This window comes from Fulvivirga maritima (assembly GCF_021389955.1).
Classification (GTDB): Bacteria; Bacteroidota; Bacteroidia; order Cytophagales; family Cyclobacteriaceae; genus Fulvivirga; species Fulvivirga maritima.
This window is the reverse complement of record NZ_CP089980.1, coordinates 3,808,496-3,824,994: the sequence shown is the minus strand read 5'-3', so window position 1 is coordinate 3,824,994 and position 16,499 is coordinate 3,808,496. Positions and strand designations below refer to the sequence as shown.

At 35.0% G+C, this 16,499-nt stretch carries 15 protein-coding genes; all 15 read right to left on the bottom strand.

The window, feature by feature from the left end:
- Positions 1-3: 3 nt before the first annotated feature.
- Positions 4-4,125, bottom strand: a complete 4,122-nt coding sequence (locus LVD15_RS16260) for a DUF8693 domain-containing protein (RefSeq protein WP_233776262.1) — start codon at positions 4,123-4,125, stop codon at positions 4-6.
- A gap of 92 nt (positions 4,126-4,217) precedes the next feature.
- Positions 4,218-5,339: an aminotransferase class I/II-fold pyridoxal phosphate-dependent enzyme gene (locus LVD15_RS16255; RefSeq protein ID WP_305038967.1), complete on the bottom strand. Its 1,122-nt coding sequence runs from the start codon at positions 5,337-5,339 to the stop codon at positions 4,218-4,220.
- 21 nt (positions 5,340-5,360) lie between these two features.
- Complete coding sequence (locus LVD15_RS27300; protein WP_370687371.1) at positions 5,361-5,777, bottom strand: exosortase F system-associated membrane protein; 417 nt, start codon at positions 5,775-5,777, stop codon at positions 5,361-5,363.
- Positions 5,764-6,300, bottom strand: coding sequence for an exosortase family protein XrtF (gene xrtF, locus LVD15_RS16250; protein ID WP_233776261.1), 537 nt, complete (start codon positions 6,298-6,300; stop codon positions 5,764-5,766). Before xrtF ends, LVD15_RS27300 begins: the two co-directional genes overlap by 14 nt.
- The gene (locus LVD15_RS16245) at positions 6,297-6,911 is read right to left on the bottom strand and encodes an acetyltransferase (RefSeq protein WP_233776260.1); all 615 of its coding nucleotides are present in this window, start codon (positions 6,909-6,911) and stop codon (positions 6,297-6,299) included. The genes xrtF and LVD15_RS16245 overlap by 4 nt, the downstream gene beginning before the upstream one ends.
- Positions 6,908-7,513: an acetyltransferase gene (locus LVD15_RS16240; RefSeq protein WP_233776259.1), complete on the bottom strand. Its 606-nt coding sequence runs from the start codon at positions 7,511-7,513 to the stop codon at positions 6,908-6,910. Before LVD15_RS16240 ends, LVD15_RS16245 begins: the two co-directional genes overlap by 4 nt.
- Positions 7,513-8,118: a sugar transferase gene (locus LVD15_RS16235; protein ID WP_233776258.1), complete on the bottom strand. Its 606-nt coding sequence runs from the start codon at positions 8,116-8,118 to the stop codon at positions 7,513-7,515. The genes LVD15_RS16240 and LVD15_RS16235 overlap by 1 nt, the downstream gene beginning before the upstream one ends.
- Positions 8,111-9,259, bottom strand: a complete 1,149-nt coding sequence (locus LVD15_RS16230) for a glycosyltransferase family 4 protein (RefSeq protein ID WP_370687370.1) — start codon at positions 9,257-9,259, stop codon at positions 8,111-8,113. The genes LVD15_RS16235 and LVD15_RS16230 overlap by 8 nt, the downstream gene beginning before the upstream one ends.
- A complete protein-coding gene (locus LVD15_RS16225; RefSeq protein WP_233776256.1) occupies positions 9,252-10,295 on the bottom strand; it encodes a polysaccharide deacetylase family protein in 1,044 nt (347 codons plus the stop codon). Before LVD15_RS16225 ends, LVD15_RS16230 begins: the two co-directional genes overlap by 8 nt.
- Positions 10,244-11,329 (bottom strand): hypothetical protein, encoded by a 1,086-nt coding sequence (locus LVD15_RS16220; RefSeq protein ID WP_233776255.1) that lies wholly within the window; start codon positions 11,327-11,329, stop codon positions 10,244-10,246. The genes LVD15_RS16225 and LVD15_RS16220 overlap by 52 nt, the downstream gene beginning before the upstream one ends.
- A 151-nt stretch (positions 11,330-11,480) precedes the next feature.
- Positions 11,481-12,425, bottom strand: coding sequence for a GNAT family N-acetyltransferase (locus LVD15_RS16215; protein ID WP_233776254.1), 945 nt, complete (start codon positions 12,423-12,425; stop codon positions 11,481-11,483).
- The gene (locus LVD15_RS16210) at positions 12,415-13,527 is read right to left on the bottom strand and encodes a glycosyltransferase (RefSeq protein ID WP_233776253.1); all 1,113 of its coding nucleotides are present in this window, start codon (positions 13,525-13,527) and stop codon (positions 12,415-12,417) included. Before LVD15_RS16210 ends, LVD15_RS16215 begins: the two co-directional genes overlap by 11 nt.
- 49 nt (positions 13,528-13,576) lie before the next feature.
- Positions 13,577-14,443 (bottom strand): hypothetical protein, encoded by an 867-nt coding sequence (locus tag LVD15_RS16205; RefSeq protein ID WP_233776252.1) that lies wholly within the window; start codon positions 14,441-14,443, stop codon positions 13,577-13,579.
- Between the two features lie 2 nt (positions 14,444-14,445).
- Positions 14,446-15,168, bottom strand: a complete 723-nt coding sequence (locus tag LVD15_RS16200; RefSeq protein WP_370687423.1) for an MBOAT family O-acyltransferase — start codon at positions 15,166-15,168, stop codon at positions 14,446-14,448.
- Between the two features lie 99 nt (positions 15,169-15,267).
- The gene (locus LVD15_RS16195) at positions 15,268-16,473 is read right to left on the bottom strand and encodes an IS4 family transposase (protein ID WP_233776251.1); all 1,206 of its coding nucleotides are present in this window, start codon (positions 16,471-16,473) and stop codon (positions 15,268-15,270) included.
- Positions 16,474-16,499: the final 26 nt, after the last annotated feature.

The following is a 16,499-nucleotide window of genomic DNA, read 5'->3' as shown; positions in this document are numbered from 1 at the left end:
AGTTTAAAGTTTAATTATCCTTTGTATTGTACTTGTACTATTATCGGATATATTTAACAAATATACACCACTAGGTAATGAATTAACATTCAATTTAACGAAATTGTTAGTAATTTCCTTCGCATCAACAACACGCCCTTTGGAATCAATTAATTGGAGTTTAGCGTTAGAATAGTCGATTATTCCCTCATCTATATGTACATTTAACTCTTCACTATCAATTAATGGATTAGGATAAATTCTAATACCTTGATTTACATAATCATCAATTCCTGTAATGATATATTCATAGGTAGTACTTCCATTACAAACGTCTAATGTATATATACCTGCTTGCTCCGGATAAATGAAATCGTCTTCGGATATCAATTGACCATTAAAATACCATTTATTACCACCTTCCTGACTAGACTCCAAATTTCCTTCTGATAAAGAAATTACCGGAGGCTCCGCTTTTGGCAAAAGGAAAAACCTATTACCTGTAGATTTACTATTTTCATCAATACTAAATGAATACACACTTTGATCTGCAACTTCTTCCATATGATTTAAATAGCTATCATAGAGCTGAAAACTATAATTATCAAAGAATACTCCCAAATCATTAAACCTAATATTATAAGTTCCCTGAGGAGCATCCTTAATGTTTATTTTCAATGAATCAGAACAGCTTAACGCAGAAAATATATTAATTGCCATCTGTCTACCATCTCCATCTACGGTTGACAAATCAAATATCTGATTATTCATTTTTATGGCATCATACGCATTATCGAATACATTAGTAGCTCCTTCTTTAAAACCGAAGTAAGCATAGTCTTGCTTGCCTTCTACATCTATTAGAACAATTTCTAATGATTCAATAGCATCTTTTTCGGCTTCACGGTAAAATGCCGCTGTACTATTCGATTTTGCCTTTTCATTAATGGATAACTGAGGAGATGCACCTGAGGCTTGTACCCAAAAAGATTGTCCTTTAGCAATTCGACCTGAGATTATATTCCCTTCTGTACCATTCCAATATCTGTAAATCTCATCTTCATTATCTGTCAGATAAATGCTCCCATCAATATTTGTTTTAGTCCAACCTTCAGTGCTCCCCCAAAAGATAGGTGAAGGGTATGGATTAGCCACTAAGTTCCATCCATCTGCATCATTTTCAGGAGAACTTACAGTATAGGAAACAGGTAAATTTATAGCTCCTTGATTCAAAACACCGGTTAAGCTTATTGTTTTTGATGTATTACTACTAAAAATATAAGCCGAATATCCTCTTCCTACATCTAATGTCCCAGAAGTTTTTCTTACCCACCCGTTAGCAGATTCACCACTCACCGTCTCATCATAGTAGAACAATGAACCATTAACTACTCTAATATCAGCACTTAAATCAGCAACTGTAGCTCCAGCTACAGAAGATCCAATATACCTATATATATCTCCACTTGCATTTGAGCTAATAAACCTTTGAACGGTAACATTCCCAGAAACTAATGAACCTGAAGGTATCTCACTTACCCACGCATCTCCTGATCCATTGTCGGCTGTAGACAATAAAGTTAAGTTACCACCAGATGCCAGTGTAGCTACACTGGTATTGGTGAAATTTACTCTTCCTCTTACATTTAGTGCACTAGTTAAACTCACCGTGCCAGAACTTTTATCAATAGTTAAGTTATTCAAAGTGGAATTAGCAAATGAAGCCGTTTGACCATTTGTTCCGGTCATAACTATTGTGCCAGAGTTAGCATTAAGTGTACCCCCTGGCTCTACCAATATATTAGCCGCAAAATTGACATTAGTATTAGGCATAGATAATATTCCATTTTCAGAAACAGTAATATTTCTAAAAGTAGGAGTTGAATTAGCCGTAATGGTAGTATTACCACCAAACAAAACTGTACCAGAATAATTAGCTAATGAACCATTATTTCGCACCCAATTTCCCTGAATATTTAAAGTATTGGCTCCGATATTGAAAACTCCTGAGCCAAGTGTGGTAGTTCCGTTAACCTGAAGGCTTTGAGAAAGGGTAACAGTCTCAGCGGCTAAGATCGTTAAATCACCTAAATCATCTACATTAAGAGAGCTTGGCAATTCTGCACCTGTAGTTTGCGAAGCTCCTTCGTAAACAACATTGTAGGTACTTGGTGAAACAACCTCAGGAGAATTTCCAATTAACGCACCTGTTGCATTCTTAATTAAATCAGTACCATTACTAAAAGCAAGTGTCCCATTTGTATTATTAAAAGTACCCTGATTTAAAAGTAAAGAATCAACAACATTAAGAGTGCCTACCAGATCCACCTCTCCCTCTACCCTATTAATCGTTAACTTACGTAAATTATTACCACTAGTATTGAAAGCAAGTGATCCAAACGCATCCGAACCAGTTATATCTAATTCGCTAGCACTGTTTGAATAAAGCAAACCACTTACATTGCTTAACGTTCCATTTAAATGTAAAATCTGATTATCAAATATCAGATCACCATTTGATAAAGTTAATGCACCATTAATCGTTACTTCTCTATCAAATGTAACAGATCCTCCAGATCTATTTAGCGTGAAATTGTTGAAATTGGCGGCACCTTCAAAAGGGAAGGTATCATCTGCATTATTACCATTCAACACTATGTTGGAGTTTAACGAAACGGCTATACGCCCTGCTCCTGATATACCATCATCTAATGTCAATGTATTATTCCCCACAGATAAATTACCTGATTGAAGATTTAAAGCATTACCTACAGTAAGGTTTGAAACCATAGTAACCCCACTACTATTGTTTATTGTAAGGTTAACCCCTGAAGAAGTAGGATGACCAGCTCCTATAAATTGAGCAGACGTTCCATTATAAGCAATGGTAGAGCCAGATTGAAATGCTCTTACTCCGCTAACCCTTATATTTCCTGCTGATGTTCCTGTTTGAATAGCTCCGTTAGCAGCGGTAGAACCAACCCTCAGCTCACTTCCTGTTTCCAATAAAAAATCATTACCTCTAAGATAACTATTAACAGGGATTTCTAAACTGCTACTAGAAATGGTATAATTGAAACCTGGAAAACCTTGTTCACCTGTAAAAATTTGCTCTACACCACTGAAAGCAAACTCATATAGTCCCGATCCTCCATTACTAATAAATGGAGATGATATTAGTGAAAAATCTCCGTCTAAATCAATGCTTATAGATCCAGGTCCTTCATAGGTCAAATTGACAGATCCACCAGAAACAGTTAAATTTCCTCCAATATTTAAACTTGATGTTCCATCATAAACAAAAGTTAAGTCAACATTATTTATAAAGCTTACGTCGCCTGTTACATTTAAAGATACAATGGCTGAAGAGTTAATACCAAAATTAGAATTATCAATAATAAAATCACCTCCAACATTTAATGTATAATCGTTGAGCGAGGTCAGGTAAACATAATTTCCCGTAAGATTTTGAAATAATAAGTCTCCATTTACATCCGTCAAAGCTCCTTGAAGGTCAATGTATTCAGTTAAATTTGGCGTATCCCACGTAAAGTTACCAAAAGCCTGACTTAAGCCCGTAGGAGCTGCTGTATTAGTAGTATACCCTGAAATGACACAAGTCGATTGAACATTCCAGCTAGCTGAAGGGATAACACCACTAGTTGTTGTAAATTCATGATTATATATCGAACCTGCTTCAAAGATCATACTAGTTGATGAAGCATTATTAATCGTACCTGAATTATTTACTATCCCATATACTCGTATAAAAGCAACTCTTGGAGGAGGTGGACTAACAATACGTTGAATATTTAAAATTGCACCTGAACTGATTTCAAGAATTCCACCACTATTAACCGTCAGATCATCACCCGTACCCGCTCCAACAGTAAAAGTAATGCCAGAATTTATTATTAATTCACCTCCATCATTAATAATCATCTGATCTGCTGACACGTTAGAATTGGCAGCTACAGAATGGCCATTATTAATAATTATACCAGATGAATTTGCTGCAGTAGGCACAACTCCTCCAACCCAAGTACTTGGGTCATTCCAATTCCCACTTTGTGCAGATTGAATAGTCTGAGCACTTAGCCCAAAATTGACGCTTATATATAAAACTAATAGTAAAAATAACCTCATGAGTAATTTGTTAAAACCTTACAACCAATATCTCGCAACAAATATAATTATAATAACATTGATATAGATACCTATAGGCTAACTGAAGTAACCTAAAAACATTCTTTTATTAACTCAATAGTACGTGATAAATCAGCATCTGTAGTGTTAGTTCCTGATGGCAAACAAAGACCAATTTCAAATAATTTCTCCGAAACGCCGTTCAAATAGGCACGTGATCCTTCAAAAACAGGCTGCATGTGCATTGGTTTCCACAGTGGTCTTGACTCAATATTATTTTTTTCAAGCAATATTCTTACATCATCTTTCACCTTTGCACCATTAGTGCCATCAACCAAAATAGTGGTCAACCATCTATTTGAAAAGCATTTATCAAACTCTTCTAAAAATTGAATATTATCAATATCAGATAACTCATTTTTGTAATATTCAAATATTTCTCGTTTCCTGTTAACACGCTGCTCTAATACCTCCATTTGCCCTCGTCCTATACCTGCACTGATATTACTAAGTCTGTAATTATATCCTATAGAGCTATGTTCATAATGAGGAGCATTATCTCGAGCCTGAGTAGCTAAAAACTTAGCTTTATCAATATATTCCTTATTATTAGAAAGCAGTGCTCCTCCCCCTGAAGTGGTAATGATTTTGTTTCCATTAAAAGACAAAATACTCAAGTCTCCAAAGGAGCCCAACTTTTTCCCATCATAAGAGGCTCCTAGCCCTTCGGCAGCATCCTCTATGACAGGAATATCAAACTCCCTCGCCACCTTCATAATCAAATCCATTTTAGCTGGCATACCATATAAATGGACTACAATAATTGCCTTCGGCTTTTTTCCTGACTTTATCCTATCTTCAATACCTTCTTTTAGCAACTCAGGATCCATATTCCATGTATCTTCTTCAGAATCTACAAATACAGGATGTGCCCCTTGATAAACTATTGGGTTACAAGTACCTGCAAAGGTAAATGAACTACACATCACTTCATCACCAGCTTTAACTCCAAGTAATATTAATGCCACATGTATAGCAGCTGTACCAGAACTAAGGGCAGCGGCATGCTCTCTACCGGTGTAAGAAGCTAAATCATTTTCAAAGGCCGCAATATTAGGCCCGACCGGAGATATCCAGTTGGCATCAAACGCTTCTTGAATATATTTTAATTCTGTTCCACCCATATGCGGCGATGATAAATAAACTCTTTCCATGATTTACGAAGTATAAATAGATTAAGATTTCTGTTTTGTAATATTCTCCTGATAAAAAATTGCAGGTATTAATAATAGCATTAATAGCGGGTTAACTACCAGCCTGTGAAGGTACGAAACTAGGGGACCATTATAAGAAGTTTGAGACTTTATAATAAGATATGGCGATAGTATAAAAATAACTCCTACTAACTGTACATAAAATGCAAAAACCACATATTTCCTCTTTAAAAAAAGAGCGTATATTATGGCTATCATTAATAAGTCATTTAATATAAACCTAATAGATTTAGTCAATACAAATGACCAATAATGATCCTCTATGTAAGCGCCTATAATTTGATCAAGATTCTTTTGAAATAGATAAACTAAAAGTAATCCCGTAGAAGCCAATACTAAGACTATGTATTGAGATGGTCTGAAGTTAAGATTCTTCACTTGGTATTTTATATAATTTCACAACCCACCAGAACCACATTAAGAACACTATAATGTAAAGAAATGCCGTAAATAAATATTTATGAGCAAAATACATCATTTCGGGGAAGTCTTGTGCTACCCAAAAAAGTAATATTATACGTATAAGGTTAAATAAGTGAATACTAACCAAACCTAATGGTATAAACCATAAAAGCTTTCTTATTGGTTTACCATATGATAATAGAAATACAAGAAATACTATCATTACATTGAGTCCATTGCACCCTTCATAAACTGAAAGTATGTTATAGCCATTTAAACTCAAAAACACAGAAGGCTTCTCCTGATTATCTGATGCTTCCACACCATTGTCAAAAACAGACATTACGCCAGACACCTGATTGGTAACAATTACTGTAATTGGGTCTGGTGAGGGTGAGTAGGTATCAATATAAAAACCGTATAATAAGTTTAGCCCCAGATATAACACTAGAAACTTTACTATAAATAGTATAGCTGGCTTAAACTCAGAGATATTCATTTTTGAATGGGTTTAGCAGGAACCCCTACCACTGTAATTTTCGAAGGTACGTTTTTAGTTACTGTTGCACCTGATCCTACTTTAGCTTTTCGCCCAACCATTATACCATTGAGTATATTAGCTCCGGATCCTACCAAAACAGCCTCATCTAATGTAACCTGACCGGAGATATTAGCTCCTGGCATGATAGAACAGAAAGAACCTATTTGGCAATCATGCCCAATAGTTACATTTAAATTCAACAAAACATGATCTCCTATTTCAATATTGGTAGTAAGTATAGCCCCAGCACCAACTACAGAACCTTTGCCCACTTCAATGTTATCATCCGCTAAAATAGCTCTGGGGTGTATGAGGGTGGCATAATCAATGAAATCATTCTCAATATGAGTTTCCAAACCTTTCTTAACAGAAGGATTACCTATAGCAATAATAAGAGAAAGAGGCTCCCTCCAACTATTAAGTTCATTAATTCCTCCTAAAACATTGGGTGCGCTATCATCAAAAAAACCAATAAAATCCCAAGTTGCTTTTTCAGAATTAATGGCATTTATGATGGTAAGCACTTCTCTTCCTAACCCACCAGCTCCATATATAGCTATTTTTTTCATCGCTCAGAGTTATACTTTATAATTCTAGCGGGGTTTCCCACCACTACAGCGTAGTCTGGCACATCTTCAATAACAACACTTCCAGCTCCAATGGTCACCCATTTTCCTACCTTGGTATTTGGTATAATTACGGAACCACTACCTACCAAGGTACCTTCGCCAATAGATATACCTCCACATAAAGTGGATTTAGGAGCTATGTGAACGAAATCACTCACATGGCAATCATGATCTACAGATGCTGCAGTATTAATAATAACATGTTTCCCAATTTTGGTATATGGATTAATTACTGCCCCGGCCATAACCACGGTTCCTTCTCCTATTTCAACGGTTTCAGAAACAACAGCTTTGGGGTGAATTACTTGTCCATATGTAGCTTCTATTTGTTCAGTAACCTTCTTCCTTATTCGGTTATTACCAATACTTATCAAAGACTTTTCATTGCCAGATTTATACGCCTCAGTATTCCCTAAAACAGGAATATCCATAAGGGAAGTTTTTTGCGGGTCATCATCATAAAAACCAGACACATTACCCCCATTAAGCTGAATCATTTCAGTAATTACCTTAGCATGGCCACTGGCACCAAATAAAAACATCAATTATTACCTTTAAATTTTTCGATTGTCACTTGCCCTTCAGCAGAAATACCCTCTGCTTTAAAGACCTTGAAGACAGTCAAAAATAAGACTTTTATATCTAACCAAAACGATTGATGCTCTACATACCATACATCATAAGCAAATTTCTGTTGCCAACTTATGGCATTGCGCCCGTTGACCTGTGCCCAACCAGTAATACCCGGTTTTACATCATGTCGTCTGATTTGAGCCTCATCATATAACTCAAGATACTCCACCAATAATGGACGAGGACCGACAAATGACATATCGCCTTTAATTACATTGATAAGCTGAGGAATTTCATCTAATGAGGTTTTCCTTACAAAACTGCCCACAGCCGTAAGACGATCTTTATCTGGCAGCAAGTTACCATCTGTATCTCGCTCATCAGTCATAGTTTTGAACTTAATGACTTTAAAAATCCGATTTTTATAACCTGGTCTTGCTTGCGTAAAAAAAGCGTCTCCTTTATTTGCCACAATTAAAAGCAGCGTCACTATCGCGAAGACAGGAAACAAACAAATAAATGCTATTAAAGCTACGAGCCGATCAGCTAATGGTTTTAGGAATTGCTTATACATGAAGTAGTTCTTTATACTCTTTAATTAAACAGCTCCAAACAAATTGCTGATCATAATTTTCATGAACATTTTTTAAGGCAACTCCCGCCATTTCAGTTCTTTTCCTTTCATCATCTCTAAGTAATTGCATTGCCTTGTATAATGGCGGCACTTGCTTTGTAGGTATGAGTAATCCTGATTCTTCATGATTTATTATCTCATTACACCCATTAATATCAGAAGCGATTGTTGGCACTCCCATAGCAGAGGCTTGCAAAACCACATTAGGGAATCCTTCCCTATAACTAGGAAAAACAAAAACATCTGTAAATGCTAAAAATGGTCTTACGTCTGATTGAAAACCGGGAGCAATAATATTTTTATTGTTGGCAATAGCATCCATGGTTTCTTTCGATAGCGGATCCAGCTCTTCTAAAGGCCCCACCAACACAAGATAAGATGATTCATCATTTAATTGTATAAATGCCTTAACCAATTCATTTATCCCTTTATCTCCAACAATTCTTCCTATAAATAAATAAACAAAGGCTTCATTTGGAATATTTAGTTCACTCTTCCACCGTTCTCCTTTATCGATAATTTCTAAAGACTTATTAAAGACGTTTAAATCAATTCCATTGGTACTTCCCTTCCCTATTACTTTCAACTTATCCTTATTTATAGACAAGTTATTCAAAATATATTCCTGAAGCTTATATGAATTAGGATAAACCTTCGAAGCACATGCATAAGTAATTGCTTCAGTGAATTTCAAAATACTTCTTTTACCCCCAGTTGCTTCCATTAACGGCAAACCTGCAACAGTATGTAATCGGTGCTTGATTCCTGCGATTTTTGCTGCCATCATGCCTAACAACCCTGCCTTAGGAGTATGACTATGTACAATATCCGGAGCCTCTTCTTTAATAACCTTAACCAGCATACGAAGACATTTCAAGTCTTGAAATGGCGTAATTGCACGTGTAAACGGAATTATGATATGACTTACACCCTCCCTTTCCTTCACTTCTGCTACCTCCACTCCATCCGCACTAGTAGTTATTACTTCAAAGCCATTTTCTCTCATAAACTTGAGTTGACCTTTAAGAAGAATGTTAAGAGAAATAGGAACGGTAGTAATTCTAAGTAACTTGTTAGCCATGTTGATTATTCAAAATTGTAGCCATTTCTCCCATACTTTTGCTATTCATACCATACTCCTTATGCAAAAACTGATAGTGATTAACAATTTCAACTAGTCCATTGATATTTTCTTGAGTATAGTTTCCAAAATTATGGGGGTGCCACCATAAATGATAGACCTCATTATTTTTAGCTGCCAAGGTCATCTCCTTTTTGATTTTCTTTATTTTTAAATCATTCAAAAAGAGCTCCTTAGGGTTATAAGGTCTCAATAAACGACTTGCGGGTAATAACCATACCCCCTCCTCTTTTTTAATTTGACTCAGTGAAAATGAAGTTTTACCTCCTATTGAAAAATAAGCATCTGCTCCTCTATTTAACCTTTTCCACTTGGATTCCGATTGAGTACTATCAATTTGCCACCACCAATCCAAAGGGTTTACTCTAACTATCTCAATTCCAGCTCTTTTGCAAGCTTTTAGATACTCTGCATTATATTGGTTTCGAGGAAACACTAAAGACTTAGGTATAACATCAAATTTTTGAGCCGCCCCATCTGCTGCTTTTAGATCTGAATAAAACTGCTCGGCTGTTTGTCCATCTTCATTACAATAATAATGAGAAAATGAATGGGTACTTATCTCTTGACCTCTAGAGGCTTTAACCAAGTCTAAAAGAGAGTGAGCAAAATGAAATGGATCTTCTTCTTCTGTATCACCTACCCAATTATTTTTCAGGTAATTATACGCTGAGATAGAACTATCATTATAAGTTGGTTCCACTTCAGGCAGATTCGCTAACAATTCCTTTTTCTCCTTAAAAAAGAGAAAACCTACTGTGGCCCAGGTTACACTTATTCCTGAACTTTCAAAAAGGGTGAGTAGAGTTGGAATGCATTTCCTTGTATTCTCAAAATATTGTTTTTTAGAATCATTTAAGGTCCATTTTTCAGAACCTCCCCAGTGCAATTCAAAATCCAAAGAAATTACTAAAGTTCCACCCTTCATTGTTGCAGCGCCTCCTGTTGTTGAGTTATCAGTTGTTTTCTTTTCCAATTAGCATATCTTCTTTTATAATCCTTCATTTTCTTTTCATCCATCAGCTTAATGATCACAAAAAGAAAAAGCATCATTACCTGGCTTTTCTGCCTGATTGCTATGCCCAGATTACCTGAGATTTGGGCCAGCGCTATGGATACAGTTATAAAACTGAGAAAAGCTGTTTTCACAAGAAAATCTCCTTTTATTAAAAAGGTCAAGCCTCCTTGAGTAAGAAATATTACAGCAATATATAGCAAAAAGACATTCTCAAACGAAACAATTAACCCCAACATACCAGGAGCATCAAAAAACAATGGTCTGAAAAGAAAAGTAAACACCTGTAGCGGTAGACTGTAATTGGTTATATCAACTCCTGAAGTAGCTTTTTGAAGCTCAGTAGCTCTATGTGTCAGATCAAGACCTTGCGTTAACTCTTCTCCTTGCTCTATCCCTACCATACTTAGAACATCCTGATAAATAAAAGCAAAAGCTGCCACTGCTATGGCAATCATTAATATTTTCAAACCTAAACCAACCCCTTTATTACTAAAAGTAAAGCCTATAATGGCTGAGATAAGAACCACCAACATAATATGGGGTCTAATATGGTAAGTAAGTGCTCCTCCTAATACAATATATAGCATTCTACTTTTTATATTTCCTAAGCCATAAAACATAAGTCCTATACCTAAAAAAATAAATGAACCTTTCCCAAATGATCCTGACCAAAAATGAAGATTAGGCAACAAAAACACTAATACAAGCAAATCATACCCGAAAATTTCATTTCGAAATGAAATCTGCTCTCTGAAAAATTTATAAAAATAAATAAAGCCTATCCAGCCAAAGAAAGCAAATAAAGCCATAATAGCTTCATAGCTAAAGCCCAAATAGTTTATGAATGGATAACCTGTCCATTCTATAAAAGTAGTACTTGTACCATAGAAATCTGACCAATTTGGGCCTCTAAAATAAGTTATTACCTTCTGATAATAATAGTTGGAATCTGAGGGATTGAGAACTGCATATAAATAGTAAACAAAAGACAAAAAAAGGTGATAGAAGAATAAACGATTTAAAATCAATCGATCTCTTTCATTTCCTCTAACGGGAGGATACACCTTATTGATTATCAGTTGAGATAAAAAATATGAAATGAATATAATTAGTATACCGTAAAGCAATCTTCTACCTATTTCCCTAAAATACTTCTAAGTCACCTAACACCGGGCTCCATAGCTTATATTGTTCAAAATCAGTCACTTCTCCATTTAAAGGTCTAACGGTAACATCTGGACCATTACCTAACACCTTATTAATTAGAGAAGGCAATTTATAAGAACTAAATGCATCTATTGATATGTAATCAAAATTACAATTTTTATATATCGTCTGAATTATACTTTCAACCTCTTTAGAAGAGCCAAAAGCTTCACAAATACGTAATTCAATTCCAAAACCTCCTTGTTTAAGCCGAAATATCACTAATGCTTCTTCACTGCCTAAGCCTCCATATTTAATTAATGGGATATCCACATATCTCCAATGTAAATATGCTTTCGAATAATTACTTTTCCAGCCTTTAGAAGATTTAGAAACTGATAACTCATATTGATCAATCGACTTTGCTATATCAAACTTTTTATCTTTAACGGGGATAAAATCGGTCACTGCTCCTCCAAACAATTTATTTTTGACTATGTTAATGGGCCTTTTAAAGCCTAGTCTCACGGGCAATTTACCCACCTCTTTCCAGCCCATTTTCAAGTACCCCGGCTTGCTCTTGCTATTCGGAGTATTGAAAACAAAATCTACTCCCTGTTGCTTACAATCATCTAGCAAGCCTAAAGTTAACTTTTTAAATATTCCTTTTCCTTGATGTTCTGGATGAGTGGCTGTATCTACCGCTCTAATTGCTTTATAAATCTTTTCGCCATTTTTCCACTGCCAATTCATAAATGCTCTTACACCAATAATTTTTCCATCTTCTATTGCAAGCAATACTGGGGACTTACCAAACGGATTATTTATATGCTTCCATGTCCAATACTCCACTGACTTCGGCATTAAAGACTCTCCTAGGCTTAATTTCAATAAACTGACAACCTCTTCAATATCTTCTTTAATAGCCTTCCTAATTTCCATTAGACTCTTCTTTATAAATTTGCTCCAACCGACTTACCATATTATTCAGGCTGAAATGATCAATAACTCTTTGCCTGGCATTTTTACCTAACTTTTCAATTTGCGACGTATTAATGTCTTTTAATGAATTTGATAATTGGCTCCAATTATCAACGCTTACCATCACACCTGATTCATCGGCTTCAATTACTTCTTTTATGCCACCTGCATCAGTAGTCAATACTGCACATTCCATACTCATTGCTTCTAACAATGCAATTGGTAACCCCTCAAAAACAGATGTCATCATAAAAATATCCATAATCGAAAACCAATCACGAGTATTAATCTGAAGCCCTGGCATTAGGATTCTATCTTCCAACCCCAATCTCTTTCTTTCCTCTAGAAGCTCATCTTTTAAAGGGCCATCTCCCACTATAACTCCGTATAAATTAGGATTGGACTTTGCCGCCTCACTAAAAACTTCCATCCATTCTTTCAAACGTTTTTGAAATCTAAAAACAGCCACTGTTCCTACTACTAATGCTGATTCCGGGATCCCGTGCTCTTGCCTAAAAGACTTTTGTACTTCTATTGGTAAGCGCTTGAATTTATCAGTATTTACTCCATTAAGTAGAGTCTCTATTTTAGTTCTCTCTCCTATATTTTTAAGTATAGATTCATGCACATCACCAGAAACCGCCAAAACTTTATTTTGCCAAGGAAAGGTGATTTTATTTAATGCAAAAGTAATTTTGTGATATCTCTCCTGCTTATTATGCTCAGTATAAATAACAGGTATTCCATTAAGCTTATTTACTAGCCTAGAAAGAAAACCAGCCCAAGGCAAATGAGCATGGATAAGCTGAATTCCATTCTGTTTTACATATTGAACCAATTCGCTCCTTTTTGCTATAAGCTTAATATTATTGCTGGCATTAAAGCATGTAATCGCTCCACCTTCTCGCTCAATGCTCTCCACCATTTGATCTTTCCAAGGAAGAAAATATATATAATGAAATTCGAATTGATTTTTATTATGTAAAGCCAAAGTCTCTGGTAAAAGCATTTCAGCTCCGCCTCTACCTAAAGACTTAATAACATGCAGCACCTTGATTTTCATGGTTCGAAGATAATAAAAGCTAATGGCTAAGCCTCAAATATTGTTCTCACTATTTTTTTAAATACTCAATTAGACCTTTGGTAAACATTTCAGCTCCTCTTGAATTTAAATGATCGGCATTCAAAAAATATGTGTCTGGATATGAATCGTTACTTTTATCGTAAATTATTGCTTTTTTTCCATAATAAAACTTCAACTGCTCATAAACCTTATCAATATCATGTGGTATTTGATTCCTATAGTTAGTATCTAAGGGATTACTTACCATGATCAATTTCACATTATTCTCCAAAGTAAAATTAACTATTGAATCGAGGTAGTTTAACATTATTGTAGAAGTTTCATAACTGCTCCCATTTTCATAATAAAAATGCCGATTTGCAGCAATTTTCCAATCATTCACTTTATTCTTATTTGAATTAGAATATTTACCTATATATTGAACATGATCGGTTTTAGGGTAAAAACCTATTTGATGAAACAACGTTTGGTAGTATAAATTATAATCAATTTTCACGCAGCAATCAATATCATTGTAACGTTGCATTGTATAACTTCTTCTAAACATTTCCGGCGCCCAATTCCTATCTGAAAATTTCAAATCATAAAACAATGAAATGTTATGGTGTGCAAATCCTAAAATTAAAGTATCTGGCTTATATGATTTAAAAATTTGTTTTAGTTTCCAAAATGTTAACACGTATGGTTCTGCAGGTTGAGAGATATTTTGAGCACTACCTAATAATTTGGGATTCAGGCTCTTTTGTGTATGCGAATCACCTACTATTAAAATATTAGTATATGTCAATTTAGGAACACTTCTTTTGATCAGAATAATATTAACAATACAGTTAGTTGAAAAATAAATTGCTAATGAGAAACAAAAAAAACTAAACTTTCTAATAAATTTTTTCATATTTAAAACTGAAAATAAATAAACTCTTGCCCATTTCCCCAATACCAAAATATTGCTATGACCAAAGCATAATAAATCGCCAAACGCGTAGTTCTCCGCCACTTGAAGCCTAATTTAGCAATAGCATATCTCTCATTTCTACCATTCCATTCAATCATCAAAAAAACAATTATTAATACTAATGTCTCAAAAGCATGCCCCATATCTGTAAATTTTGGAAAAGAAAATAGAGTAGAAGAAAACATTCTTGAAATATAATTTAGTGCTTGATATAAGTCTTCAGATCTAAAAAAAATCCAAGCAAATACAGTCATAGAAAAGGTAAATGTTATAGAAACAATATCTTTATAAGAAGGCAAAATTCGTCCTTCCGAAATTACCCCAAGATTCAATCTGTTTTTTTTGGTTAATAAAAGAGGTAAAAAATAGCAAGCATTTAAAAAACCCCATATAATAAAAGTCCAATTAGCACCATGCCAAAGGCCACTAACTAAAAAGATTATAAATGTATTTCGAATTTGCATCCATCTACCTCCCCTACTTCCCCCTAACGGTATATACAGATAATCTCTAAACCAGGTAGATAATGAAATATGCCACCTTCTCCAAAACTCAGCCACGTCCCTTGAAAAATAAGGATAATTAAAGTTTTGCATTAGGTTGAATCCAAACAACCTAGATATGCCTATCGCCATATCTGAATATCCTGAAAAATCACCATAAATTTGAAATCACTAGTGTCCGACTAAACTCTGGTCTAAGAAATTTTAGCGATTCTAAGCAAAAATAAAGTGGTTTTCTTCTAATCTGGAAAAGTGAGCCCTCTATGGACTAAATAAAGGGTATTGATTGGTTTTATATATTGTTTTTTGAAGTTCTAGGTCTGGATTGTTTAGAAAGCGGGTAAGGTGAACATAGGCCATCAAGTGAAACCTTACCAATGAGACCATATTAGAGAAGGCCCATCTTTTTTTGATCTGTTTTCGGACTACTTCCATCAATAATAGACAGATCAGGGCACTCCAAATTTGGATCTCAATAGCATTTTGGTTGTCCCCCAGAAAATATTTGAGAGGAAAGTTCTGCTTCAGCTTTTTAAATAAAAGCTCTATCTGCCATCGGTATTTATAAATGGCCGCTATTGTGGCTGCTTCCAACTCCATATTATTGGTCATAAACACTAATAATTTATTATTGAGGTCATCATAATAGGCTATTCTTCTATTTTGAAGCTCTTGCACTTGTCCATCAGTCTTGAAACTGATAACAACTTTTTCATCCTTAAGTACACAAAAGTCTTTATCTTCAGGCAGTTCTAGCTCATCTATTGATTGATATCTGGCATTTTCCTTCATTCTAGTAATGTAAAATATCCCTTGATGACTCCATTGTGCGTATTGTCTATAATCGATATACCCTTTATCCATCACCACATAGGATCCTTCTGGGAGTTGTAATTGCTTTAAAAATGTATGATCATGCTGACTTCCCTTGGTCAACCGTACTAAACATGGCATTAATTCTGCCGCATGAATCATTACATGAGCTTTAATGCCTCCCTTGCTTTTGCCATCTTTTCTAGGGCGTCCTGCTACCTTGAGAATATCTTTAAACAGACTAATAATCGTTGAATCAACAATATAAAGTTTATTGAGAACTTCCATTCTCAAGCGGCTGTCCGGCAAAAGGTGCCGATACTTTTTAAACAATTTCATGTAAATGTCTGCAAAGACTATACTACTGCGTTTTTTGTTGCTATCTGATAAAGTGGAACGTCTGGGTATAAATTGAATACCTAAATGGATCAGCTTGTTTTGGCAGGCCAAAAGCCCCGTAGTAAGCTCTCTGAGAGCACTTGCCCCACTGAAACAGCAGTATAACATGCTTACTAGGTGATGCCAAGTATTCAATTTCTTGTAATATCTGTCAGATTGGTATTTTGATATTATTTGATTTAACACCGATTTATCTATCAGCGATAATAGTTGAGAAAAGATTGGCTGTCCGTAGAAATATGTATTTTTACTCATGTGTGATTTTTTGTTGTGGTAAACCG

What these genes read in the sequence shown, in the direction of transcription:
- LVD15_RS16240 (WP_233776259.1), bottom strand. Translation starts at nt 7,513, where the DNA reads ATGTTTTTATTTGGTGCCAGTGGCCATGCTAAGGTAATTACTGAAATG.
- LVD15_RS16235 (WP_233776258.1), bottom strand. Translation starts at nt 8,118, where the DNA reads ATGTATAAGCAATTCCTAAAACCATTAGCTGATCGGCTCGTAGCTTTA.
- LVD15_RS16230 (WP_370687370.1), bottom strand. Translation starts at nt 9,259, where the DNA reads ATGGCTAACAAGTTACTTAGAATTACTACCGTTCCTATTTCTCTTAAC.
- LVD15_RS16260 (WP_233776262.1), bottom strand. Translation starts at nt 4,125, where the DNA reads ATGAGGTTATTTTTACTATTAGTTTTATATATAAGCGTCAATTTTGGG.
- xrtF (WP_233776261.1), bottom strand. Translation starts at nt 6,300, where the DNA reads ATGAATATCTCTGAGTTTAAGCCAGCTATACTATTTATAGTAAAGTTT.
- LVD15_RS16210 (WP_233776253.1), bottom strand. Translation starts at nt 13,527, where the DNA reads ATGAAAATCAAGGTGCTGCATGTTATTAAGTCTTTAGGTAGAGGCGGA.
- LVD15_RS16195 (WP_233776251.1), bottom strand. Translation starts at nt 16,473, where the DNA reads ATGAGTAAAAATACATATTTCTACGGACAGCCAATCTTTTCTCAACTA.
- LVD15_RS16205 (WP_233776252.1), bottom strand. Translation starts at nt 14,443, where the DNA reads ATGAAAAAATTTATTAGAAAGTTTAGTTTTTTTTGTTTCTCATTAGCA.
- LVD15_RS16255 (WP_305038967.1), bottom strand. Translation starts at nt 5,339, where the DNA reads ATGGAAAGAGTTTATTTATCATCGCCGCATATGGGTGGAACAGAATTA.
- LVD15_RS16245 (WP_233776260.1), bottom strand. Translation starts at nt 6,911, where the DNA reads ATGAAAAAAATAGCTATATATGGAGCTGGTGGGTTAGGAAGAGAAGTG.
- LVD15_RS16215 (WP_233776254.1), bottom strand. Translation starts at nt 12,425, where the DNA reads ATGGAAATTAGGAAGGCTATTAAAGAAGATATTGAAGAGGTTGTCAGT.